The sequence below is a fragment of the Peribacillus sp. FSL K6-1552 genome, assembly GCF_038005205.1.
Classification (GTDB): domain Bacteria; phylum Bacillota; class Bacilli; order Bacillales; family DSM-1321; genus Peribacillus; species Peribacillus butanolivorans.
The window spans coordinates 5,756,157-5,782,213 of record NZ_JBBOST010000001.1 but is presented as its reverse complement, the minus strand read 5'-3'; the positions used below and the strand labels follow the sequence as shown (position 1 = coordinate 5,782,213).

At 39.5% G+C, this 26,057-nt stretch carries 21 protein-coding genes; 15 read left to right on the top strand and 6 right to left on the bottom strand.

What is annotated here, in order from left to right; translation table 11 throughout:
- Positions 1-390 precede the first annotated feature (390 nt).
- The 3 genes from NST21_RS27750 to NST21_RS27740 form a co-directional block, all read right to left on the bottom strand.
- Positions 391-2,097, bottom strand: a complete 1,707-nt coding sequence (locus NST21_RS27750) for a CotH kinase family protein (protein WP_340892402.1) — start codon at positions 2,095-2,097, stop codon at positions 391-393.
- Positions 2,098-2,166: 69 nt separating this feature from the next.
- Entirely contained in the window at positions 2,167-2,871 is a 705-nt protein-coding gene (locus NST21_RS27745) for a DUF4956 domain-containing protein (protein WP_340892401.1), read from the bottom strand.
- Positions 2,872-2,905: 34 nt separating this feature from the next.
- A complete protein-coding gene (locus NST21_RS27740) occupies positions 2,906-3,589 on the bottom strand; it encodes a polyphosphate polymerase domain-containing protein (protein ID WP_340892400.1) in 684 nt (227 codons plus the stop codon).
- A 273-nt stretch (positions 3,590-3,862) separates the two neighbouring features.
- Here NST21_RS27740 and NST21_RS27735 point away from each other — a divergent pair, with 273 nt between their 5' ends.
- The 12 genes from NST21_RS27735 to rbsB all read left to right on the top strand — a co-directional run bounded on the left by NST21_RS27735 (position 3,863) and on the right by rbsB (position 18,126).
- Positions 3,863-5,215 carry an aspartate aminotransferase family protein gene (locus tag NST21_RS27735; RefSeq protein ID WP_340892399.1) on the top strand — a complete coding sequence of 451 codons (1,353 nt, stop codon included), beginning with the start codon at positions 3,863-3,865 and terminating at the stop codon, positions 5,213-5,215.
- A 7-nt stretch (positions 5,216-5,222) separates the two neighbouring features.
- Entirely contained in the window at positions 5,223-6,731 is a 1,509-nt protein-coding gene (locus tag NST21_RS27730; protein ID WP_340892398.1) for a pyridoxal phosphate-dependent decarboxylase family protein, read from the top strand.
- Positions 6,731-8,536, top strand: a complete 1,806-nt coding sequence (locus tag NST21_RS27725; protein WP_340892396.1) for an IucA/IucC family protein — start codon at positions 6,731-6,733, stop codon at positions 8,534-8,536. Before NST21_RS27730 ends, NST21_RS27725 begins: the two co-directional genes overlap by 1 nt.
- Complete coding sequence (locus tag NST21_RS27720; RefSeq protein WP_340892395.1) at positions 8,526-9,110, top strand: GNAT family N-acetyltransferase; 585 nt, start codon at positions 8,526-8,528, stop codon at positions 9,108-9,110. The genes NST21_RS27725 and NST21_RS27720 overlap by 11 nt, the downstream gene beginning before the upstream one ends.
- Entirely contained in the window at positions 9,085-10,413 is a 1,329-nt protein-coding gene (locus tag NST21_RS27715) for a lysine N(6)-hydroxylase/L-ornithine N(5)-oxygenase family protein (RefSeq protein ID WP_340892393.1), read from the top strand. Before NST21_RS27720 ends, NST21_RS27715 begins: the two co-directional genes overlap by 26 nt.
- Before the next feature lie 22 nt (positions 10,414-10,435).
- Positions 10,436-12,247 (top strand): IucA/IucC family protein, encoded by a 1,812-nt coding sequence (locus tag NST21_RS27710; RefSeq protein WP_340892392.1) that lies wholly within the window; start codon positions 10,436-10,438, stop codon positions 12,245-12,247.
- A gap of 240 nt (positions 12,248-12,487) precedes the next feature.
- On the top strand, positions 12,488-13,474 hold the full coding sequence (locus NST21_RS27705) for a LacI family DNA-binding transcriptional regulator (protein WP_201187698.1): 987 nt from the start codon (positions 12,488-12,490) through the stop codon (positions 13,472-13,474).
- A complete protein-coding gene (rbsK, locus tag NST21_RS27700) occupies positions 13,471-14,355 on the top strand; it encodes a ribokinase (protein WP_340892391.1) in 885 nt (294 codons plus the stop codon). The genes NST21_RS27705 and rbsK overlap by 4 nt, the downstream gene beginning before the upstream one ends.
- Entirely contained in the window at positions 14,352-14,744 is a 393-nt protein-coding gene (gene rbsD, locus NST21_RS27695) for a D-ribose pyranase (RefSeq protein WP_053348352.1), read from the top strand. Before rbsK ends, rbsD begins: the two co-directional genes overlap by 4 nt.
- Before the next feature lie 18 nt (positions 14,745-14,762).
- On the top strand, positions 14,763-16,244 hold the full coding sequence (locus tag NST21_RS27690; protein ID WP_340892390.1) for a sugar ABC transporter ATP-binding protein: 1,482 nt from the start codon (positions 14,763-14,765) through the stop codon (positions 16,242-16,244).
- Position 16,245: 1 nt separating this feature from the next.
- On the top strand, positions 16,246-17,190 hold the full coding sequence (locus NST21_RS27685; RefSeq protein WP_098177069.1) for an ABC transporter permease: 945 nt from the start codon (positions 16,246-16,248) through the stop codon (positions 17,188-17,190).
- Positions 17,191-17,205: 15 nt separating this feature from the next.
- A complete protein-coding gene (gene rbsB, locus NST21_RS27680) occupies positions 17,206-18,126 on the top strand; it encodes a ribose ABC transporter substrate-binding protein RbsB (protein ID WP_340892388.1) in 921 nt (306 codons plus the stop codon).
- A gap of 274 nt (positions 18,127-18,400) precedes the next feature.
- Here rbsB and gdhA read toward each other — a convergent pair whose 3' ends face one another.
- Positions 18,401-19,783 carry an NADP-specific glutamate dehydrogenase gene (gene gdhA, locus NST21_RS27675; protein ID WP_340892387.1) on the bottom strand — a complete coding sequence of 461 codons (1,383 nt, stop codon included), beginning with the start codon at positions 19,781-19,783 and terminating at the stop codon, positions 18,401-18,403.
- 161 nt (positions 19,784-19,944) lie between these two features.
- Here gdhA and NST21_RS27670 point away from each other — a divergent pair, with 161 nt between their 5' ends.
- The 3 genes from NST21_RS27670 (at position 19,945) to NST21_RS27660 (ending at position 23,771) form a co-directional block, all read left to right on the top strand.
- Positions 19,945-20,847 (top strand): LysR family transcriptional regulator, encoded by a 903-nt coding sequence (locus NST21_RS27670; RefSeq protein WP_340892386.1) that lies wholly within the window; start codon positions 19,945-19,947, stop codon positions 20,845-20,847.
- 621 nt (positions 20,848-21,468) lie between these two features.
- Entirely contained in the window at positions 21,469-22,461 is a 993-nt protein-coding gene (locus NST21_RS27665) for a PTS transporter subunit IIC (protein ID WP_340892686.1), read from the top strand.
- A gap of 110 nt (positions 22,462-22,571) precedes the next feature.
- Entirely contained in the window at positions 22,572-23,771 is a 1,200-nt protein-coding gene (locus tag NST21_RS27660; RefSeq protein ID WP_201187690.1) for a class I SAM-dependent rRNA methyltransferase, read from the top strand.
- 78 nt (positions 23,772-23,849) lie between these two features.
- Here the strand turns inward: NST21_RS27660 and NST21_RS27655 are convergent, their stop codons facing one another.
- Both NST21_RS27655 and NST21_RS27650 read right to left on the bottom strand, forming a co-directional pair.
- Entirely contained in the window at positions 23,850-24,530 is a 681-nt protein-coding gene (locus NST21_RS27655) for a lysoplasmalogenase (protein ID WP_340892384.1), read from the bottom strand.
- A gap of 140 nt (positions 24,531-24,670) precedes the next feature.
- Positions 24,671-25,939: a dicarboxylate/amino acid:cation symporter gene (locus NST21_RS27650; protein ID WP_053348360.1), complete on the bottom strand. Its 1,269-nt coding sequence runs from the start codon at positions 25,937-25,939 to the stop codon at positions 24,671-24,673.
- Between the last annotated feature and the right edge of the window lie 118 nt (positions 25,940-26,057).

Here is a 26,057-nt window from a genome sequence, read left to right as displayed (position 1 = left end):
GTTCAGTCCTCTCTCTATTTTACTATTTTATACCAAATAAGGGTAATTATAAGTTTGAAAATAATCGATGAGAGCAGTTTGCTAAGTCAGGAAGAGGGAGGAATAAGCTTAAGAAAGTGTTATGAAAAGGCGCTTGGAACGTGGTTAATCATATTAGTAGGAAATCAAGGTATTTATTTTTTTAGATTTTTTTTTGGCGTCTGTCCAAGTTGATTTTTGGTTTTTTTCGTGAACTTTTATAGAAATAAAGAATAATAGGGAAAGAAATTATTTTTGTACGTAGAGTCATTTGGTTGGGAAATAAATAGAGGGTAGTAAGCTAATGAAATAAAAAAAGGTATCTCAAAATTTAGTTTGGGATACCTTGATTGTAACGAAATTAATAGGCAGTTAGCCTCTTTTTCCTCTTCGTTTAAAGAAGTGAGCGAATGCCATTGCGCCAAATAGTAATAAAAGGAGAACAGAAGATAGAATTATCGTTTCTTTGGAGTAATTGCTGTTAGCCACTCCTTGCGAACCCATATTCTCGTTCATACCAGGGGGCTTTATAGCTGCACCATTTTCACCATCACCCATGTTAGGGGGCTGCATGGCAGCACCGTTCTCACCGCCGCCCATGTTAGGAGGCTGAGCTGCACCGCCCATACTGCTTTCTGTTTCAGCTTCAACAACTAGATCTCCGGAAAGTTGTGCCAAGATAGAATCAGCACGTTGGGTAGCGAAATCGACCAGGGTTTCTTTGCCTGACGTTGCTTCTGTATACTCGTCCAATGTATAGAATTTTGTCGGATCTTTTTCCACATATGGTGAGATTAATGTGGAAATCTCAGTTGTAATTGCTGTCATATTTTCTTCAGAGAAAAAATCTGTGGCAATGTCGTCTAGATAATCATAATATTTTTCGCGGTACTCTTCGTTGGAAAGCAGGGCATTTAATAAAGGCCGATTCTCAAGTGTCGTACCTGACACAGGCTCTGTAATGCTGAAGTTAATAATGCTTTCATTCATGAAATTGGAGCTCATGTCCATCATGGCACCACCGTTCATATTCGGTGAACCACCAGGGAATTCTGCATTGTCATCATCATTAGCAGCAGTTGTATCACCATTAACCGTTGCAGCATCTTTTTGATCAGCTGCCTTTTCATCCTCTGCGGCTTGTCCCTTTCTGCCCCCGCCCCCTGAATAACCACCAAATGACATATTATAGTCCCATGGCAGGATGGAAAAGACGCCGTTCTCTTCATATAAATAGTAATTATGCTTTTTATCGCCTTGATAGTGATCGAGGTTGACAAGAGCTGTATTAGCTGCAAAGTAGCGCAGCATTTCGTCAACATTTAATACTTCTTCTAAATTCCCGCCATTATTGATAACATCAAGCATTTTGATCATAGCAGATTGATCGGAATTATCGTTTGTTTTTAAGTTTATTCCTGTGTAGTCATCAATATCATCGCTAATCCATTTTAAATCACTTCCGGTGCCATCAGGATAATAAAGGTCCCCGGTGCCATCAGCAAAGTTAGTATCTAAAAATGTTTCTTCAATAGCTTCTACACCTAAATACAAACCCCATTCTTTGCCGTTAATGGTCACGTACATATAGGAATGACCGGGAGTTGCTATGCCCATTTTTTCCATTAGCTCATATGAAAGATACTCTCTCATATAGGTTGGGTCACTGTAATTGTTATTTAAAGCCATTTTTTTCAAGCCGTGTAAATCTTGATCTTCCTGATAATAATCAAAGTCTATCTTCCAGCTGTAACGATCAGAATCTTCCATTTGGACAACAGAATTTAAGGAAAGGTTACCCTTGGTTCGAAAGCCTACATTTTTAACCGTTTCTCCATCAATCGTTACATCGGCATTAACAATTTCCTTTTCAGTGGGATTCTCCAAGATGGAGACTAAATCATCATCATCCATTTTTATATCAACGTTTGTCACCCTACTTTGATCAAATACAGATTCTGTATAAGTTTTCCCTTTCGAAGCTTTTTCAACTTGAAGATTGGGAAGGAAAAACATCACTGCTATAAAAATTACTATCAGTAAACCAATCGACGCTAAAACATATCTTGTTTTTAACATGCCAAGGCTCCTTCCTCCTGTATTCTTAAATAGAGGAGCGGACATAGATTTTTATGTCCGCCTTCTATCTTAGGCAGTGAAGTTGCCGTCATAACTTAACATGATTGCAGAATGAACGCTGTCCATGTCCTTGACTTGATTAATGAATTCAGTATTATTATCCTTTAATCGAATTTCATATGTCACTTCGAGGTTATTGCCAGGCATTACGGATTTCGATTTGATAGAGTGTTTTTTCACTTTACTAGAAATCCTTTCTTCTAACGTTTTTTCAATTGAAGCATCTGTGTATTTCACGATAAATAAATAAGGATTTTCTACAGTCAAACGGTTTGCAAATACAAGCATGACAGTACCGATTAAAATAGCACCGATGATGACGAGTGGAATTAGACCAGCCCCGCACAAAATCCCAGAAGCAGCTGCCCAGAATAGGAACACCAAATCCATAGGGTCTTTAATAGGCGTTCTGAACCGTACAATAGATAGAGCACCAACCATACCAAGAGAGATAACGATATTAGTTGAAATACCCATGATAATTAGGGCAGTAGCCATTGTCATAATGATGAGAGAGATGTTGAAATTGTGTGAGTACATCACACCGGAAAAGGTCTTCTTATAAATAACGTAAATGAACAAACCGATGGCAAATGCTAACAGTAACCCTATTAAAGAGTCAATAATTGAAAAGCTTTCGGTCTTGTCCAAAAAGCTAGATTTGAAAATATCATTAAAAGTACTTGTGGTTGTTGCAGTTGCGGTCGTATCCATGTTTTATTCCTCCAAAAATATTGGTAGCTGAAAATCAGCCGTATCTTCTGCTTAGTTGATATTTTGAAAAAGATGATTTTCTAGTATCGATGATGGAAAGCAATTGTTTGATGATACCTGGAAGATATTCATCAAATTTGACCTCCAGAATGACCCAATCGGGATCTAATGCATCGACTACGATTAATTCAGGATTCAGGAAATCTGTGTCTCGATAACTGGTTTTCACGTTACTATCAAACGTTACCCGAACATTTCCATATTCATAGATAAAGACTTCTCTTTCATAGTCCACGACGGTTGTCGGTTTGATCTGAAAAAGGGTCATTTGAATATATAAATCTCGAAGTAAATCCCTTGAATCCCCAGACATCCATTCTATATCCCCTAAACGAATTCGTTCATATTCTTCAGCAGAGAGCCTACATTTCTGTTTATAGGTTAAATTATCCCGCTTACTCTTTTTTTCTAGGTTAATAAAGTCGGAATCATAATCATAAAGTCTAGCTCTAAATTTATCTCTATGATAGAAGCCCTCTGTTTTTTGCCTTAGTATTTTATTGTCAAAGTTATCGAAATAGACACTGCGAATTAAATACTTTCCATCATGTCCATGGGGATCAAGCTTCATAAAGTTCTGTAGGTTATTTCTTAATAGATAACAATCCGCTTTGGTAATTGCATGTTTGAGTTCACGCCTGCCTTTCAAACCATTCATTTTTGTTCCTCCTTTTCTGTGTTTTTATCTAGGTCAAGCTTATTAATATAATCTTAATTAAACCTTAAGAAAAATTTCCGGGTCATAAAATGAACTGAACATCCTAGTTACAACCATTTAAATACCATTTTTAACCTCCATTTAATATTATTGGAATTTATTAGAAGAAAAATGAGCGGATTTACTCATTGAGAATAATTATCATTATCATTAGAATGAATTGTGTGATAATGATAATTATTCTCAATTAATTAATATACAGGGAGGCTCATTATGGGAACAACCACACTTACCAAAAATGATCAATTACTGGAACAACAAAACACAAGGGAATCAAATGCTCGATCTTATCCTAGAAGATTACCTATGGCCATCGATCAAGCGGAGGGAATATACCTAACAGACATGGATGGAAAAAGATATATTGATTTTCTTGCCGGTGCTGGAACATTAGCGCTCGGACACAATCACCCGGCTGTGCTAGAAGAAATGGAAAATGTTCTAAAAGCTAAACGACCTTTACATACATTGGACTTTACTACGCCAATCAAAGAGCAGTTCGTTGATGAAATTTTTGAATGTCTGCCTGAAGAATTCAGAAAAAATGCAAAGATTCAATTCTGTGGTCCTACTGGCGGAGATGCTATTGAGGCGGCACTTAAATTAGTTAAAACAGCTACAGGCAACCGAAGCATTTTATCTTTCCAAGGTGCTTATCACGGAGCAACACATGCGACAATGTCAATTAGCGGTAATACAAAACCAAAGGAAAAAGTTCAAGGGTTAATGCCAGACGTGCATTTCCTACCATATCCATACCAGTATCGCTGCCCATTTGGAATTGGCGGAGAGGAAAGTCACAAAATTAGTAGCCAGTATATCGAAAACCTGTTGAACGATCCTGAGTCTGGATTATTAGCACCTGCAGGAATGATTTTAGAGGCAGTACAGGGTGAGGGAGGTTCCATTCCAGCACCAATTCCGTGGCTTAAGGAGATCAGGAGAATTACAAAAGAGCGAGGCATTCCATTAATTATCGACGAAGTTCAATCGGGTATCGGCCGAACAGGTAAAATGTTTGCCTTCGAACATGCAGGAATCATTCCAGATGTTCTTGTACTATCAAAAGCAATAGGTGGCAGCCTTCCATTATCCGTCGTGATTTATAACAAAAATCTGGATCTATGGTCTCCGGGTGCTCATATTGGTACGTTCCGCGGAAATCAATTGGCAATGGCAGCAGGAACAGCAACTTTAAAGTTCATGAAAGAAACAAATCTTGTGGAGCATGCAGCTAAAATGGGAGAAATCTTAAAGAATATTCTTAAAGATTTGCAAAAAGATATCCAACAAATTGGGGATGTTAGAGGCCGGGGATTGATGGTCGGTGTTGAACTGGTTAACCATTTAGAACCGCAAAACTCGAATGGAAGCTATCCGGCTAATTCTGAACTTGCCAGCACCATTCAACAGGAATGTTTCCAAAGAGGATTAATCTTAGAAGTCGGTGGCAGACATGGTAGCGTCGTGAGGTTTTTGCCTCCATTAATCGTAACGGAATCCCAGCTTCGAGAAGCTACTGCAATTTTTGAAGAAGCTGTTCGTGCAGCTGTTGCAAGAGGGTGAAGAATAAATGATTGAAATGATTAATAAAACTAATTTTGCTTATTCTCCATTTTTCTTGAATAACGAGGCCGGTTTCAATAATTACACCGATTCTTTAAAAATCATCGAAAAAAGACTTACCGACTTTTTAAAAGAGAATAATCAGCCGTATTCTGGGAAAAAACCGCATGAAATAGAAGCGAGATTAAATGAGCTGTCCCTTGGTTCTATAAAAGGGGAGACATTGGAAGGTGTCGCAGCTGAACTAGCTGAGTTTGTTATTAATGACAGCATCAATGTACACAGTCCTACTTGTATCGGACATTTGCATTGCCCGACACTCATACCTGCAGTGGCTGCCGAAATGATTATCAGTACTCTAAATCAATCAATGGATTCCTGGGATCAAAGCTCAACCGCAACCTTTATTGAAGAGCGTTTAATAGATTGGTTGTGCACTCAGGTAGGGTTTTCTGATAAAGCGGACGGGATTTTCACAAGCGGTGGAACCCAATCTAATTATATGGGACTGTTATTGGCGAGAGACGCCTATTGTAAGCGTGTCTGGGATATAGATGTACAGCAACATGGTCTGCCAACCGAAGCAAAAAAACTGCGGATTTTATGCTCGGAGGCTGCCCACTTTACGGTCCGTAAATCCGCGGCACAGCTAGGGCTTGGTGAACAGGCGGTAATAACGGTTAAAACGGATTCTAATCACCGTCTTTCTATAGATGAACTGAATCGTCAGCTTATGATTTTAGAGGAGCAGGATTTACTTCCATTTGCGATTGTTGCCACATGTGGAACAACGGATTTTGGTTCTATAGATCCATTACATGAATTGTCTGCAGCTGCAATGGAAAAAGGATTATGGCTGCATGTGGATGCCGCTTATGGCGGAGCGATGATTTTAAGTCGGGATTTCAAAGAATTAATCAATGGAATTGAACTGGCTGACTCGATTACGGTTGATTTTCACAAATTATTCTATCAACCAATCAGTTGCGGTGCCTTTCTTGTCTCCGACCGCAATTCGTTTCAATATATCCAGCATCACGCCGATTACTTGAATCCACAGGAAGATGAAGAGGAGGGTATGGTCCACTTAGTCAATAAATCGATTCAAACGACGAGAAGATTCGACGCGCTGAAACTTTGGATGTCATTAAAGGTTGTTGGACTCGATACATTTGCTGAAATGATTGACTATACTTGTCATCTTGCACGCGAAGTGGCTGCGAAGATCAATAAAGCAGAAGGATTCAGCGTATTAAATAAAAATCCCGAATTGAATGCAGTTGTATTTCGTTATAATCCCGAAGGAAAAAGTGATCAATTAGTAAATCTTCTAAATAAACAGATTCAGCAAGAATTACTAAAGAGCGGACGTGCATTTTTGGCAAAAACTCGTTTTGATGGACAGGTTTATTTAAAGATGACTCTATTGAATCCAATGACAAAGCTTGAACACATAGAGGAAATCATAGATGAGATTCGGGTATTAGGTGAAATGTTCAAGATGATGGAGGAATGATGATGAATAGTAAGCAAATAGCTGAACGGGCGACGATGCAAAGCTTTCTGAATTGTTATTTCCGAGAAACTGGGAATTGCAGTCTAGAAGAAACAAAGAACTGGCCTGAACTGGAGGGTACTGTACCGACTTCTTTATTAGTCAGTAATCTTGCATCCCAAGATATTGCATTGCTTGTTCCACTAAAGTATTGGTCGGAAACGGGGCGTCATATTATATCCTTCCCGGTTTACTACCAAACGGCGTCCAAACAAGTGCGTGAATTAGACTACGTGACAATGGTTTCAGCCGTGTCTAAAGAATTATTAAATGAACAGGGCCGAACAGATAGTGAAGATGAATTGATGTTGCGTGTCATCCTAAGTAGCCAAAATATTCAACGCTATGTGGAAGCACGGAGAGAAGACTTTGATGCACTTCAAAGTCCTGACTTTACATACATCGAAGCAGAACAGTCCCTTCTATTTGGTCACTTGTTCCATCCAACACCGAAAAGTAAGCAGGGAATATCAGATAGGGATGAATGGAACTATTCACCAGAATTAAAAGGGGAGTTCCAGCTTCATTACTTCCTAGCAGATTCATCGATTGTCATCCAAGACTCTAGTGAAGTCATATCTGCAAGTGAGATCATTAAACAGGAATTAGCCGGCGATTTGGAGATTTCCAGTGGATTCCGTGACACGTATTGCAAAAAAGAAAGCCCATATATCATTATTCCAGGGCACCCGCTTCAGGCAAAAGAGCTAGTCGAAAAAGAAGAAGTCAAGAAGTTAATTGAGCTAGGACTACTAATCTATGCAGGCCCGCTTGGGAAAAAATTCACGGCCACTTCTTCATTCAGAACAGTCTATAGTGCTACATCGAAATATATGTATAAGTTTTCCGTTCCGGTTAAAATCACAAACTCGTTACGTGCAAATCTGCAAAAAGAACTCGATCGTGGTGTTGAAATCGCGAAATTAATAGATTCCAAAGTGGGCGATGATTTAAGAAAGCAGCACCCGTCCTTCCGCGTCATAAAGGACCCTGCTTATCTAACAATCAAAACAACTGAACAAGATTCAGGTTTTGATGTTGATATTCGGGAAAATCCTTTCTATGAAAACAATAAACAGGCAAGCCTGATTGCAGGTCTATGTCAGGACAATGCCTATGGTGCACCATCAAGGCTTGGAGCGATCATCCGAAAATTAGCAGAAGAAGAAAACCGTAGTACTGAAGAAGTAAGTAAGGATTGGTTTAATACGTATCTTTCAATGACACTAAAACCGATGCTTTGGCTGTTTGAAGAGTATGGAATTGTTCTAGAAGCCCATCAACAAAATTCAATTATCCAGCTTCAAAATGGGTACCCATCCACTTTTTATTATCGAGATAATCAAGGGTATTACTATTGTGAATCAAAAGTAGACCGGCTGATGAGCATCCTGCCTGAACTAAGTGAAAAAAGCTTCACAATTTGTTCTGATGAAGTTGCTGAAGAAAGACTTCAATACTATTTCTTCTTTAATCACTTATTAGGCATAATCAACAATTTTGGTACGGAAGGATTAGCATCAGAGCAGACACTATTACAGCTCGTTCAGGAACAACTAGAATCTAGTGGTAAGGAAAGCAAAGATGAAGGATTGAACCGGGTTGTCTCGAGGTTGCTTTATGAACAAGAACTACCTTGTAAAGCCAATTTACTGACGCGTTTTCATGATATGGACGAGCTTGTTGGCTCACTTGAGACACAGTCTGTTTATACGACCATTGAAAATCCGTTCGCGCAGGGGGTTTTAGCCACCCATGAAAAATAGTTATGAAGAAAAGCTGAAAGACCGTAATCAGCAGCTTTCTTTTGTCAAAGTGGAATTTGAGCGGGATATTGATACTCTGCATAGTTGGATGCACGAAGATCATGTGATACCCTACTGGAACTTGAATTTTACAAAAGAAAAATTTGCTGTTCATTTGCAGAAAGCGTTGGCTGATACACACCAAACACTATACTTGGGTTGCCTGGACGAGATCCCAATGAGCTATTGGGAGTCGTATTGGGTAAAAGGCGATATCATTGAAAAATATTATGAGGCTGAGGAGGGTGACCAGGGTATTCATTTACTCATTGGTGATCCCGAGTATCTTGGAAAAGGACTAGCTTTGCCATTTTTAAGTGCAATGGTGAAATTCCAACTACTGACTTCTACCACAAACAAAGTGATGGCAGAACCGGATATCCGGAATGCAAAGATGATTCATTTATTTGAAAAATGCGGCTTTACCCCAATTAAAGAGATTGAACTCCCTGACAAAACAGGATTACTTATGTCATGTACGCGGGAGAATTTCGAGAGGAAGTGGAAGTATGGAGAAGCAACAATCTATCTATGATGTGGTTGGAATCGGGATAGGTCCCTTTAACCTTGGACTTGCGGCCCTTTTAGAGAAAACCCCGGAGCTAAATGCCGTCTTTTTTGAGAAAAAGCAGGAATTTAATTGGCATGAAGGGATGTTGCTTGAAGGGACGACACTGCAGGTACCATTCTTTGCTGATCTAGTTAGCATGGCAGATGTGACAAGCCCATATAGTTACTTGAATTATTTACAGCAACATGACCGGCTTTATCATTTCTACTTCCTTGAAAAATTCTTGATTCCGCGAAAAGAATATAACGAATATTGCCGCTGGACTGCGAATCAACTTGATAGCTGCTGTTTTGGAAAAGTGGTAGAGGCGCTGGAGTATATTAAGGATCAAGAGGAACCTTTCTATCAGATCAGTGTGAGAGATGAAAAAACTCAACAGATTGAAGTCTATTATAGCCGTCATATAGTCATGGGAATTGGCAGTACTCCAGCTGTACCGTCTGCATTTAGTCCATATATGGGAGAGAGCATCCTGCATTCGGCCGATTATTTACGGAATAAAGAAAATGTCTTAAAGAAAAAATCCATAACAGTTGTCGGATCCGGACAGAGTGCGGCCGAAGTATTTGAAGACCTACTGAATGAGCAGGAGAAGCATGGTTACCAGCTAAACTGGTATACAAGATCCAAAGGTTTTTTTCCTATGGAATATTCAAAACTTGGGTTGGAATACTTCACTCCAGATTACCTAGATTTCTTTTACCGGCTGCCTCAGGAAAAGAAAGATGAAATTCTGCCAAAACAGGATCTGTTGTATAAAGGAATCAGCGCGAAGACAATTGCTGCGATCTTCGACAAAATGTATGAAAAGTCTATTGGAAATGCAGAACTTGCCATTGAACTTAGGGCAATGACAGAAGTTGCAGCCGTAAAGCCAACTGAAAGTGGCTGGACATTGAAATGTCGACAGTGGGTGGAAGAAAGCGAATTTGATGTGAACACAGAGGCGGTCGTTTTTGGTACTGGCTACAAATCAACCGTGCCGGCATTCCTTGACAGTATGGAAGACCTTATAGTCCGCGATGAGTTTGGCAGACTTGAAATTACGAAAGACTATCGAGTTGGTACGACCGTATCTACACCAAATCATCTTTTTATTCAGAATGGCGAGATACATACGCACGGCGTGGGCGCACCTGATTTAGGATTAGGGGCATTCCGGAACTCCATTATTATTAATCAATTAGCGGGAAAAGAAATTTATCCATCTGAACCAAAAGGAGCTTTTCAATCATTCCGTGTAAAAGCACCAGTCATGGCCTATTAATAGAAAGAAAGGGAGTCAATGTATGCAGTTCATAAATGAAATGGAAAAGGCGGTTACAGAAAAAAATTGGTCGATAGTAAACCAAAACCTGCTCGCTAAAATGATTTCCGAGTATATGTATGAAGATATAATCCATCCAGCTGTCTTGAACGAAAATGCAGCAGGAAACTTATATGAGTTAAAGATAAATGAGGAAAAATCTTATCAATTTTTAGCCTTGCCTCGTCTTTTTGACAGTTATGATGTACAGGCTGAATCGATTAAAGTATTTGAAGCAGAACAAACCAGACAAGTAAATGATGCCATTCAATTCATTTTGGACCTTCAGCCGTTAATCGGGATGACTGCAGAAACAACGGGCCATTTAATCAAAGAGTTCCATCATACGTTGCTTGCAGACCTGCAATTACTATCTAAACCGGAACAAAACGCGGATGATTTAGTCGAACTGGACTATGCGCTACTTGAAGGAGAAATGAGCGGTCACCCTTGGATTGCCTATAACAAGGGAAGAATTGGATTCGGTTATGATGATTACCTGAAATTCGCTCCAGAAAATCAGGAGAAAATTCAGCTATCATGGATTGCCGTTCATAAAACAAGGGGTGCGTTCAATTCCATCCAAACGTTATCCTATAAGCAATTGATGGAAAATGAACTAGATGATGAAACCCGAAAAGTATTTGCAAACAGATTGGCAGAGAAAGGGTTAAAGGAAGAAGACTATTTTTACCTGCCAATCCATGAATGGCAATGGAAGAATGTAATCATTCAGAATTTTACCGATGATTTAGCTAAAGGTCTGATTGTAGCTTTAGGAAACGGCCCTGATGAGTATCTTCCACAGCAATCGATTCGGACGTTTGTTAATGTTTCGAATAAGAACAAACATCACGTCAAGCTACCGATGAGCATTTTAAATACGTTGGTCTACCGTGGATTACCAGCAGAGCGTACTGTCATTGCACCAAAAATCACAGAGTATATTAAGAACATTTACAATAATGATTCGTTCTTAAAGGAAGAATGTAAAGTAGTACTTCCTGGTGAGGTGGCCAGTTTAAATGTAGATCACCCATATTTTTCTAAGCTAAAGAATGTACCATATCAATATTTAGAGATGCTAGGCGGTATTTGGAGAGAAAGCATATACAGTTATATGGAAGAAGGCGAGAAGCCTATTACACTTGCATCCCTTTTGCATGTGGACTACGAAGGAAAGCCGTATGTGGAAAGCCTGATTGAAAAATCTGGATTAACTACGGAGGCCTGGACAGCCCAATTATTCGACGTCATTCTTTCACCATTGTTACATTTTATCTATCAGTATGGGGTTGTCTTCTCACCGCATGGCCAAAATACAATTTTAGTATTGAAGGATTATAAACCGCACCGGTTGGCAATCAAGGATTTTGTAGATGATGTAAATATCAGTGATCAGCCGCTTCCTGAATTAAGTATGCTTCCTGATAATCTAAAAAAGGTACTAAGAAGCGAAGCTCCGGAGGGCCTGGTTCAATTCATTTTCACGGGACTATTTATCTGTCATTTCCGTTACTTGTCCACACTTCTTATGAGAAGGAACCTATTGGATGAGAACGTCTTTTGGGAAGGTGTCGCTCGAGCAATCCTTACACATCAGCAAAAATTCCCACAATTGCAGGATCGTTTCGAGACATTCAATTTCTTTGCACCTAAATTAACCAAACTCTGTCTGAACAGAAACCGTATGCTTCAATACGGATATAGTGATGGCGAAGATCGTCCGCATGCATCTGAGTTTGGGTATGTAAATAATGCTCTTTACGAAAAGTTACCTGCAAACACACTTTAAATGTAAAGTTGGCTCAGATATTTGAGCCAGCTTTTTCGAATTTTTTGTTTTCATAACTAGAGATGTGAAAGGAACCTTTGTGTTCATTATTCATCAAATGTATACCTAGGAAAGGATTGTGTTATGCTTTTTGGTTCAAATTACCTAATGAATATCTGTGGAATAGGACTTGCCGTCCATATGAATTGGTGATAAGCTAAATATGTAAACGGTTACACATAATATATTGAGGTGGATATATTGGCAACTATTCGGGATGTTGCAAAGGAAGCGGGAGTTTCCGTAGCAACGGTTTCAAGAGTGATGAATGGCAGCGGATATGCACATGAAGACACAAAGAAAGTGGTCATGGCAGCTGTTGAAAAGTTAAATTATAAACCGAATGAAGTGGCAAGATCCCTCTATAAACGTAAATCTAAATTGATTGGCTTGATTTTACCTGACATTACTAATCCCTTCTTTCCAGAAATGGCAAGGGGCGTTGAGGACTATCTGCAGAAATTTGGATATCGATTAATATTTGGGAATAGCGATGAAAAGCGAGATAAGGAAATAGAATATATTGACACCTTTCTACAGAATAATGTAGTGGGCATGATTGCATCAACAAGTGAAGAGACAAATGAAAATTTTGATAATCTAGAAATTCCTGTTGTCCTTCTTGATCGTACAGCAGAGGAGTTACCAGCCGTCTATTCTGATCAAAAAACAGGCGGTAAATTGGCAGCTCGTGTATTGCTCGATCGAGGTAGCACAAACATCGTCCTTATCAGGGGACCAGTCGAAATAAAACCTGTATATGAACGGTACATTGCAGCATTGGAAGAATTGGAGCAAGCGGAAGTGAATGTTCATGTCATGGATTCATCTCTTACCCTTCAAGGTGGACAAATTTGTGCGAGACAGTTGTTTGAACAGTATCCGGAGACAGATGGAATCATTGCCTGTAATGATATTGTTGCAGCAGCCGCCCTACAAGAAATCTTGAAAAGGGGAATAAGAATCCCTGAAGATATTCAATTGATAGGTTATGATGATATCGCATTCACAGCGTTATTACATCCTCCGCTATCGACAATTCGCCAGCCCGCCTATGAGATGGGGGCACAGGCAGCAAAACTGTTAATTAAAAAGATCAATCAGGAAAAGATAGAAGAAACGCACAAAAAGCTTCCAGTTTCTTTTGTGGAAAGACAAACAACGAGAAGGAAGGCGGAGAAGCCATGATAAAAATTGCAGTAGTAGGAAGTTCTTCAATGGACTTAGTGGTAACATCAGCTAAGCGTCCTATAGCAGGGGAAACAGTTCTAGGAGATTCTTTTATAACAGTTCCTGGAGGAAAAGGGGCCAATCAGGCCGTGGCCGCAGCTCGTCTTGGTGCGGAAGTAACAATGATTGGATGTGTAGGAGATGATTTTTATGGAGAGATCATCTTAGAAAACCTGAAAAAAAATCATGTAAACACGAAGTATGTGGAACCGGTTACAGGTGCTATGTCAGGTACAGCTCACATTACCCTTTCAGAAGGTGATAACAGCATTATTGTCGTTAAAGGAGCAAATGATTCCATCACTCCTGAATATGTACAAAAAGCGAAAAAAATCATCGAGGAATCAGATATCGTCATGGTTCAGCAGGAGATACCAGAGGAAACTGTTTTATACCTTGCTGAATTATGTGAAAAACTCCAAAAGAGATTACTTTTAAACCCAGCACCTGCACGTAAGATAAGCGAGGCTGTTATTCAACAGTCATCATTCATTACACCGAATGAACATGAATTCGAAATACTATTCGATGGAAGAGACCGGACGGAAGTTTTAACAGAGTATCCAAATAAATTATTTATTACAGAAGGTAAAAATGGCGTTCGTTATTTTGACGGGCATGAAGAGAAGGTTGTCCCAAGCTTTGTGGTTGAAGCAGTCGATACAACAGGTGCAGGAGATACATTTAATGCTGCACTCGCGGTTGCTGTTGCAGAAGGAAAAAGTTTTGACGACTGTCTGTTATTCGCAAACCGGGCTGCCTCTATTTCTGTTACGAAGTTAGGAGCTCAAGGGGGCATGCCGACAAGGGAAGAAGTCGAAAGGAGCTTTGAAGAATGAAACGTCATGGAATCATCAATAGTTCAATAGCCAAAGTTCTTGTTGACCTTGGGCATACGGATTATATTGTCATAGGTGATTGCGGCCTCCCGGTACCTTCAGGAGTACTTAAAATAGATTTAGCCTTAATACCTGGAACGCCTTCATTTCAAGATGTTGTTCGTGCCGTTCATGAAGATATGGTAGTCGAGAAAGTGATTGCCGCCACTGAGGTGAAGGAGAAAAATTCAAAGCAGCATCAATATATGGAACAGCAATTCGGAAATGCGATTGAATATGTTTCCCATGAGGATTTTAAAAGGCTGACAAGTAAAGCAAAGGCAGTAATCCGTACAGGGGAAACGACGCCGTATTCAAACTGCATTTTGCAGTCTGGAGTATTTTTTTAAATAAAAGAGGTGAAGAGCATGCAAATTGAAATGAAAAATATTTATAAAGCATTTGGTCAAAACAAGGTATTGGAAGGCGTTCAGTTTTCTTTAGAGGCTGGAGAAGTCCACGCACTTATGGGAGAAAATGGAGCCGGAAAATCGACCTTGATGAACATTTTGACCGGGCTGCATAAGCATGATCAAGGAACTATTGAAATTAATGGTAAAGAAACCTCATTTAAGGATTCAAAGGAAGCGGAAGAAGCGGGAATGGCCTTTATCCGTCAGGAATTGAATATTTGGCCGGAAATGACGGTGTTAGAGAATTTATTTATCGGCAAGGAAATGGTAAATGCCTTCGGTGTCCTAAGAAATAAACAAATGAAAGCGCGGGCAAATGAGATCTTTAAAACGCTTAATATTTCCCTTCCTTTTGATAAGGAAGCAGGGCTTTGTTCCGTTGGGGAACAGCAGATGATTGAAATTGCTAAAGCACTTATGACGGATGCCGAAGTCATCATCATGGACGAACCAACCGCGGCCTTAACTGATAGAGAAATCGAGAAGCTCTTTGAAGTGATGAAGGGCCTTACCAAAAAAGGCGTGTCTCTTGTTTACATCTCTCACCGAATGGAAGAAATCTTTGCCATTTGCGACAGAATCACCGTGATGCGTGATGGAAAAACTGTCGATACGAAAAGAATTAAAGATACAAATTTCGATGAAGTTGTTCAAAAGATGGTTGGCCGGGAGCTAGAGGATCGTTTCCCACATCGTGAAGCCCATCTAGGTGAAGTAGTCCTTGATGTAAAAGGACTAACTAAAAAGGGGCTTTTTGAAGATATCCATTTCGCTGTCCGAAAAGGTGAGATTGTGGGCGTGGCCGGATTAATGGGAGCCGGTAGAACAGAAATAATGCGTGCCCTTTTCGGGGTTGATCAAATAGACAGCGGTGAGATTACTGTTGAAGGTAAGAAAGTTTCCATACGAAAACCAACGGATGCAGTTCGCTACGGTTTAGCTTTCATCACGGAAAACCGTAAAGAAGAGGGCTTGATCCTGGACTTTTCAGTACGGGAAAATATCGGCCTGCCGAATTTAAAAAGCTTTGCTCCTAGTGGACTCGTAAAAACGGAAGATGAGAAAAAATTTGCTGAGATGATGATCAAGCGACTTCATGTGAAAACATCCTCTACAGAAACGATCATCGGTAATTTATCCGGTGGGAATCAACAAAAGGTGGTTATTGCCAAATGGATTGGCACTTCGCCTAAAGTATTGATTATGGATGAGCCAACCAGGGGAATTGATGTTGGAGCTAAACGTGAAATTTATGAATTGATGAATGAATTAACAGAGCGCGGTATCGCCATTATTATGGTTTCGTCAGAGCTCCCTGAAATCGTTGGGATGAGTGATCGAATCCTTGTTGTTCATGAAGGTAAAATTGCCGGGGAACTGAAAAAGCAGGAAGTAACACAAGAAAAAATTATGGCATTGGCGACAGGAGGGAACTAGGATGAAACTTGAGGCTACAGGGAAAAGCGGGATTTGGCAGAAATTTGGTCCGTTACTCGCCTTGATTTTATTATTTATCGTAATAACTGTTTTAAATCCATCATTCATGGAACCAAATAATATTTTGAATTTATTGCGTCAAACCTCTATTAATGCACTTATTGCATTTGGGATGACCTTTATCATTTTAACAGGTGGAATAGATTTGTCCGTTGGTTCCATACTGGCTCTATCCAGCGCACTTATGGCTGGAATGATGGTCTCAGGATTAGATCCAATTTTAGCAATATTAGTAGGAGTCCTACTGGGTACACTAATGGGTGTAATTAATGGAATTCTTGTTTCAAAAGGGAAAATGGCACCTTTCATTGTGACGCTGGCTACGATGACAATTTTCCGTGGATTAACGCTCGTCTATACAGATGGAAAGCCAATTACAGGAATTGGTGATTCAGAACTGTTCCAAATGCTTGGGAGAGGATACTTCCTTGGGCTGCCGGTTCCAGCGGTTGTGATGATTATTGCTTTCTTTATTCTATGGTTCCTACTTCATAAAACATCATTTGGCCGTAAAACGTATGCAATTGGTGGAAATGAAAAGGCTTCCCGTATATCTGGGATTAAAGTAGATCGAGTAAAAGTAGCCATTTACGGGCTGGCAGGTACTATGGCAGCGATTGCTGGTGCCATTTTAACATCCCGTTTGAATTCGGCACAACCAACAGCTGGTCAATCCTATGAGATGGATGCCATTGCTGCGGTAGTGCTTGGCGGAACAAGCCTTTCAGGCGGTAAAGGCAGGTTGTTCGGTACACTAGTCGGTGTTCTGATTATCGGTACTTTGAATAATGGTATGAATTTACTAGGTGTATCTTCTTTTTACCAACAAGTGGTAAAAGGTGCAGTTATATTAATTGCGGTTTTACTTGACCGTAAAAAATCATAAGTTGAGGTGTAATCAATGAAAAAAATAGTATCGTTGTTCATGATTCTTTCTTTAATGGTGTTAGCTGCCTGTTCAATGGATTCGGGTCAAAAAGATGATAAAAAAGAAACCAAAGACTCTATGGAAGGCGTGAAAGTCGGAGTCAGTATTTCAACGTTAAACAATCCATTCTTCGTTTCTTTAAAAGATGGTATTGAAAAAGAAGCAAAAGAAAAGGGAATGAAAGTTACAGTTGTTGATGCACAGGACGATACAGCTAAACAAATTAGTGGGATTGAAGATTTAATTCTTCAAAAAGTAGATATCCTTCTTGTTAATCCAACAGACTCAAGCGCAATTTCTTCAGCTGTTCAATCAGCAAACGAAGCGGGTATTCCTGTTATTACAATTGATCGTTCTTCTGAAGAAGGGGATATCGAAACATTCATCGCTTCCGATAACGTGGCTGGTGGAGAATTAGCTGCAGAATACCTAGTTAAAGAGCTTGGCGAAAACGCAAAAGTAGTGGAGCTAGAAGGGGTTTCAGGTGCATCTGCAACTAGGGAACGTGGGAAAGGGTTCCACAATATTGCTGACAAGCAATTAGAAGTGCTGACAAGTCAAACGGCAGAATTTGACCGCACAAAAGGTCTTAACGTTATGGAAAATATCCTACAAGGTAAAAAGGACATTCAAGGGGTATTCGCTCATAATGATGAAATGGCTCTAGGAGCTATTGAAGCAATCAAAGCAGCTGGTAAAGACATCATTGTTGTTGGTTTTGATGGAAACGATGATGCTTTAAAGGCTGTTGAAAACGGTGAGCTAAAAGCAACGATCGCTCAGCAACCGGCTCTTATCGGTAAAGAAGCGGTTAATGCCTCAGAAAAAGTCTTAAAAGGTGAAAAGGTAGACGAAACAATATCTGTTCCATTGAAATTAGTTACTAAAGAATAACAGTTTTAGTGAGAGTGTCGGAATTTTTCCGACACTCTTTTTGTAGATCAATGATTCAATCCTTTACAATCAAGTTAGTTTGATGCAAATGTGGCGGCTAACTATACAAAGATCATATTAATCAGTTGAATACAGAATACAATCTAACCTCTTAAATCATTTAATGGTTATTCAGCTCAGATTGAAATTAATAATTGCTAAGAAGATGTAATTACTCTTGTACAAAAAATAAGGCGGCCCATGTTGGGACCGCCTCCTTAAATTTAACTTATTATTAGAGTATGCCTTGAGTCAGCATAGCATCTGCTACTTTTAGGAATCCAGCAATGTTGGCTCCGACAACTAAGTTACCAGGTTCACCGTATGCTTCGGCTGCTTCTACACTGTTTTTATAAATGTTTTTCATGATACCGTGTAGTTTTGTATCGACTTCTTCAAATGTCCAAGGCATTCTAGCACTGTTTTGGGCCATTTCAAGTGCAGAAACGGCAACACCACCTGCGTTGGCTGCTTTGGCTGGTCCGAAAAGGATGCCATTATTAAGGAATACGTCAATAGCCTCAAGAGTTGATGGCATGTTAGCACCTTCGCCGATTGCTATCACGTTGTTTTTAACAAGCAATTTTGCTGCTTCTTCATCAATTTCATTTTGTGTTGCACAAGGAAGGGCGATATCGCATGGTACAGACCAAATTCCGTAGCTTCCTTCATTGTATTCAGCTTCGGGATGAGTATCGACATACTCACTCAAACGTTTTCTTTCTATTTCTTTTAAACGTTTAACTGTATCTAGGTTCAGACCATTTTTGTCATATATATAGCCATTAGAGTCGCTGCATGCAACAACTTTAGCGCCCAGCTGTGTAGCTTTTTCAATGGCATAAATGGATACATTACCTGATCCTGAAATAACAACTGTGCTACCATGGAACTGTAATCCTTTGTCTTTTAGCATTTCTTCGACAAAGTAAACCGTCCCGTATCCAGTCGCTTCTGTACGGGCTAAGCTTCCGCCGTAGCTTATGCCTTTACCAGTTAAAACACCCGCATGGTAGCTGCCTTGAATTTTTTTATACTGACCGAATAGATAACCGATTTCTCTAGCTCCTACTCCGATATCCCCAGCCGGTACGTCTGTATCTGGACCGATATAGCGAGCTAGTTCTGACATGAAGCTTTGGCAAAAACGCATGATTTCAGCGTCTGATTTTCCTTTTGGATCGAAGTCAGATCCACCTTTTCCTCCGCCAATTGGCTGTCCTGTAAGAGAATTTTTAAATATTTGCTCGAAACCAAGGAACTTGATGATACTTGAGTTTACTGTCGGGTGAAAACGTAGACCGCCTTTAAATGGTCCAATAGCACTGTTGAATTGCACACGGAAACCACGGTTAACTTGCACATTTCCTAGGTCATCAACCCAAGAGACACGGAAGGTAATCATTCTTTCTGGCTCAACCATTCTTTCTAAAATCCCACTATTCATATAAATAGGGTGTTTTGAAAATACTGGTACTAATGAAAGGAATATTTCTTTTACAGCTTGATGGAATTCACTTTCGTGAGGGTTACGCTCCTTTACTTGTGCGTATACTTGACTTACAAACTCTTTGGCAACTTGTAATTCATCTTGCTCAACTTGCTGTGACGTTGTCATTAATTTTTCTCCCCTTTTTTGGTAATAAAGTCATGAAAATATATTTGAATATATATATAGGTTTTTATGTGATACTTTCATGATATAATTTAAATTTGAAAGAAACAATCTGAATATTAGATAAATAACATGCTGTTTTGATATGAAAGAAGGAGCTTACATTGGAATTAAGACAAATCGAATATTTCATTGAAGTGGCAAAGCGTGAACATATGACGGAAGCAGCAGTGGCTTTGCATGTTGCCCAGTCTGCAGTCAGTCGTCAAATTTATAATTTAGAAGAAGAATTAGGTGTGCCTTTATTTATCCGCGAAGGACGGAAGATTAAGCTGACGCCTATAGGACATACATTTTTAGCTAATATGGAACAAGCTATGGATATAATTGATCGTTCAAAGCGTGAGCTGGCTGAGAGCTTAAATCCGGAAAAAGGAACAATTCGTATTGGCTTTCCAAGTAGTTTAGCTTCCTATATATTGCCAAAGGTTATTTCTGATTTCAGAGGGATTTACCCGCAGGCGAAGTTCACCTTGAAACAAGGCTCATATCGCTACCTGATCGATTCTGTTATAAAAGGAAATATTAACATGGCCTTAATTGGACCTCTACCGGTGAACGAAAAGAAAATTCACGGAGAAACTCTATTTATTGAGAACTTAGTTGCTCTTTTGTCAGAAAGCCATCCTTTGGCCTCGAAGAAATCATTAAACTTAAATGAACTTCAAGGAAATCCGTTCATCGTATATCCAAAGGGGTATGTTTTACGTGATATTGTCATGAAGGCATGTAAACTACACGGTTTCGAGCCAGAAGTGGCATTTGAAGGAAAAGATACTGATGCTATAAAAGGTCTGGTGGCAGCAGGACTTGGCGTAACCTTAATACCAGAAATCTCTCTGATTGACAGCTTGCCTCGTTTTACAGTTAGACTGCCGTTGGATGAACCAGCCGTAACTAGGGCTGTAGGTGTTATTATTCCAACTGAAAGGGAGTTAATGCCAACGGAGAAACTATTTTATCAATTCCTGAGAGACACCTTTGCAACTTTGGAAGGTTTTCAATAGAAGAAAAGTTAAAAGCTAGCCGTAAGGGAATTTTAAATAGCTTTATGAAAGATCCACATTTAAACCATAGTCTGGAAGAGAATCCAATTTAATTGGGTTCTCTTTTTTTATTAAAAGAGAAATGAATGTAGTGTAAATACTGGAAACCTATATCGAAATAATGTACTGACTATTCAGGTTGAAAAGCAGATACTTTAGAGTTTTTAATAATAAAAGGATTAATTTATTTTAAAATAATACATTATTAGATTTAATTGTATATAAAAGCAATATATACTCCATTTTTGTAAGCGTTTTTATTTTACTAGAATAAAAATACTGCTTACATTATCAGAAAATTCATGTTATTATACGAACAGACATTATTGGAGGCGGAGAATTAGATGAGTAGTAATTCAAATGAATTACTTCATATTATTATTCTCTTATTATGTTAGTGGGATTGATTATGTGGAATTGTTTGAGCCTTGCTTGTGAACTTTATAACAAGACGCTTAAGTAAAAACAAGTGGTGTACCCTTCCAAATAACAGGGATTTTTTTTCATTTATTAAATTGAATATTCTGATAATTAATAAGGAGTGGAAATTAAGTGAGCAGGAAAGAATACATCAACGATCGAATGTACAAGGCATCAACAGGGATAGCTAATGCAGTTTTGGTTACGTTAGGGATCGGGTTATTGTTTGAATCCATAGGGGGATATTTAGATTGGGAGGTCCTCCTGGCAATAGGTGGGGCCGCAAAGGTCTTACTAGCCCCAGCTTTAGGAGCAGGTATCGCCTATCAGCTAGGAGGAAATTCATTAATTATTTTTAGTGCCATGGCTTCAAGTGCAGTAGGTGGCGCTGCCATTAACAGAACTGCTGAGGGTGTCTTTACGATTGTTACGGGTCAGCCACTAAGTGCCGTTTTGGCAGCATTAATCGCAATATATGTAGGTAAGCGTCTAATTGGTAAAACGAAATTGGATATTATGGCCATTCCATTGGCTGCAGTACTTGTCGGTGGGGTTTCTGGATATGGCCTAGCGCTTGTTACGACACCGTTCCTGACATGGTTAAGCAGTCAAATTACAGCGCAGGTCGAAGGTTCTCCATTAATTGGTTCCATGGTCATTGCATTAGTATGGAGCATATTATTGATGACACCAGCTTCTTCCGCTGCTCTAGCGATAGCCCTACAGTTAGATCCTGTTTCTAGTGCGGCAGCTTTAATCGGATGTACCGTTCAATTTGTTGGGTTCACTGTCATGTCTTATAAAGATAATGATATGGGTGGGTTCCTTGCACAGATGGTTGTTACGCCGAAAGTTCAATTTCCTAACTTAATCAAAAAACCATTATATGTCGTCCCGCCATTTGTAGCGGCAATCATTTGTGCTCCAATCGCTACGTTGGCATTCGATTTCCAAGTACCGTATGAGCTTGGAGGAATGGGCTTAAGTTCATTAATTGCCCCGATTGCTATCATTACAGGGCAAGGGTTATACACGTTCCTGGTTTATGTGGCGGTGGGTATGGTCTTGCCAGCTGTAATCACCCTCGCCTTACATCGAGTATTGAAGATGATGGGTAAAGTAAAACCAGGAGATCTTCATTTAGAAGTATCATAATCAAAGATTTTTAGGAAACCAGCCTGGTGAAGGAACCAGGCTGGTTTTTATTTATAAAGGGATTAGGGTAAAATGGGGAGGAAAGCAATTGCATAGATAGGATGATATATATGGGAAAAGAAATAGATATAAAAGTGAAAGCTAAGTTTGTAAATAAAATCGCCAAAGGCTTTCCCTTGATTGCGAAAGAGTCGATTGGCAATCTCAATGACCTTCAAGATGAGGGATCTTTAGTGCGTTTGGTTGACGAGAACAATCGTTTTTTAGCAAAGGGGTATTATGGGAAACAAAATAAAGGCTATGGCTGGGTATTGACTCAAAAGGAGAATGATAAAATTGATCAATCATTTTTCAATGAAAAAATCAGAACAGCGTATGATTACCGAAAGCCATTTTTTGAAGATACAGAAACTACTGCTTTCCGCTTGTTCAATGGAGAAGGAGATGGGATTGGCGGGTTAATTATTGATCATTACGATGGTCACTACGTCATTAGCTGGTACAGCAAAGGGATATATTCATTTAAAGACTATATCATTAAGGCCCTGCAGAATACGGTCGAGGTCAAGTCCATTTATCAGAAGAAACGCTTTGATACAAAGGGTCAATATGTAGATGAAGACGATTTTGTTATGGGGGAGCAGCCGGAATTTCCGCTTCTTGTCAAGGAGAATGGGGTCCGTTTCGCTGTTTATTTGAATGATGGGGCCATGGTCGGTGTCTTCCTTGATCAGCGTGAGGTTAGAAGGACGATTCGAGATAAATATGCAAAAGGAAAGACCGTGCTGAATATGTTCTCTTACACTGGAGCATTTTCTGTATTTGCTGCTTTAGGAGGTTCCGTTAAAACGACTAGTGTGGACCTGGCGAATCGCAGTTTACCGAAAACGATTGAACAGTTCAGTGTGAATGAGATAGATCCTGAAACGCAGAATATCGTCGTGATGGACGTATTTAAATATTTTAAATATGCAGTTAAGAAGGCTCTGAAATTTGATATGGTCATTCTTGATCCACCCAGCTTTGCCAAGTCAAAGAAATTCACCTTCAGTGCCGGAAAAGACTATACGAATTTATTGAAGGATGCTATTTCCATAACAGAAGACAATGGGGTCATTATAGCGTCAACCAACTGCAGTACGTTTGACATGAAGAAATTTAAAAGCTTTATTGAGGCAGCCTTTAGAGAAATGAATGGTAAATATGAACTCATGGAAGAGTTTTCATTGCCGGCAGATTTTAAAACAAGTTCGGATTATAAGGAAGGTAACTATTTAAAAGTAGTTTTCATTAAGAAAATTAATGGATGAAAAAAGGCATTCACAGTTTAATTAGAACTGTGAATGCCTTTTATTCGTGGGGAATTGTTTCATGTGGAACGGCTTAGCTCAGAATTTGCTGGCGATAGCTCGCCCATTTTTCCGGTTGCTCGATGAAAGGAAAGCAGGTTTCGAGCTGATGCTGTTAGCGATGAAAAACTGAGCTGTATAGTAGGTTAACATAATCAGTGGGCCAGAAAAGGTAATATCTTCAACAAATTTGTTCCAGGATAAAATGGAGTCAGAAATGACGAACAGCAGCCCCCCAATAATGGCGGCTATATTTCCGGTCATAAATGCCGCCCATCCCATGAGAGAAATTACCGTAACATAGCAAATGACAGGAATGATTAGGCTGTTTTCACCTTTTTCAATCAAAGAAAGTACAATTTCACGGCCTATCCAAGTGGAATAACCAGCAATGGGAAGAATGGTTGCAAATCGGATCCATGAAAAGCTCCATGTGTTGAGGAATGCGGCAATATAGAAAAGATGACCGATTAAGAAGGCGGAAAGACCAATGACAAACCAGATCAACAAGCCGTCTCCAAGCATGCAAAAGAGTAAACCGAGAAGAATTAAGAATTGATAACGAGTCCGTTTTCCCTCATTTTTCGTGTAGGCATAAAGCAAAATCAATAACATAGGAATAATCTTGAAAAGAATTTTTATTACTAAAGGCTCTTCAGGTATAAAGAAAATATATAGCAGTCCCATGAAAAGGATTACAGCAGGCAACCATTTTAACATTAAATCCCTCCTCATTCTTTAATTCTATGTAAGGATACATAACTCCTTGTCGATTAAAAAACTACTAGAAAGACAATTATTGAAAATAGTAAAAAAAAACTGACTCCAGATTGTCTTGGAGTCAGTTCGATATCAGATAATCACACCACAGAATCTTCCTTAACAAACGCCTGTTTTAACCAGTTTTTCCCCTCGACCAGTCGTGTGACAAGCATGGTGCAAACGGTGTTTCCTGTTGAGTTAAGTAGTGTAGCAGGTGCATCAATAATCGTGGAGATAACAGCAATAATCGGCAGAACTTCAACAGGAAAGCCGAATACACTTAGAATCAACATTTCTCCTATCATGCCACCTCCAGGAATGGCCCCCATAACAGCGCCGACCAAAAAGGCAACAGCCAGTATACTTAGAATGCTGGAGATACTTGTCATATCTTTGCCAAATAAGCTGAATAGGAAAACAATTTTCAACACCCCGCCAAATACAGAACCATCTTTGTGAGTGTTGGCTCCAAGCGGGATGACCGTCTCTGCGATGTCCTTTGGCACACCCATTTTTCTGACGGCTTCCAAATTGACCGGAATGCACGCGGCACTTGAACAGGTAGCAATGGCTGTAATAGATGGTGTGAAGGCATTTTTCCAAAATAGTTTAACTCCCTCTTTCCCACCGGCGATAAAGGCATATAGGGTGAAAAAGCCGAAGTAATAAATTAAAGCTAAAACTAGATAAAGAATGAAGGCACGTGCATAGCCTTCTAAAATCTGCGGTCCTAGCTGGCCGATAATAGCCGCAAAATAAGCGCCAAGTCCGATTGGTGCATAGTACATAACAATTTTTACGATTTTCATCATAACAGCTGTACCCGCTGTTAAAAACTCAGTAATCGGTTTCGCTTTCTCACCTACCAGTGCGGTGGATAATCCAATTAATACAGAGAAAACGATAAGTTGAAGCATATTGCTTCTAGAAAACAGTTCTGGAAAATCGGACACGGTTACAGTATTAACCAGTTGACTAAGGAAAGAAACTTCTTCAATGGTTTCTTCAGAGGAACTGCTTTCCATCAGTTCTTTAATAGCTGTCGTATCAGTGCCTTCCAAAGGATTAATAATAGTTGTCCCAATAAAACCAATTACGGCAGCTAAAGCGGCTGTAGTCAGGAAAACGACAACAATACTGCCCATGATTTTCCCGAGACGCTTCATCCCGCTCATATTAGCAATAGCAGAAGAAATGCTGAAAAATACCAATGGGACGATGATTGTGAACATTAGATTTAGAAATAAGTCCCCTAGAGGCTGTATGACTGAGGTTTTCTCACCGAAAACGACGCCCGCTATCCCACCAATAATAATTGCAGAGAGTAATACTAAAGAGGATCGATAGTTTTTAAAAAAGCTCTTCATGAAAAATTCCGTCCTTTCAGGATGAAGGTGTCAATAAATATTAAACTTCATTATCAGCTCTAGAATGAAGTTTGACAATATTTTTTTATAGGAAGGAATGTTAAAAGATGAAACGCAA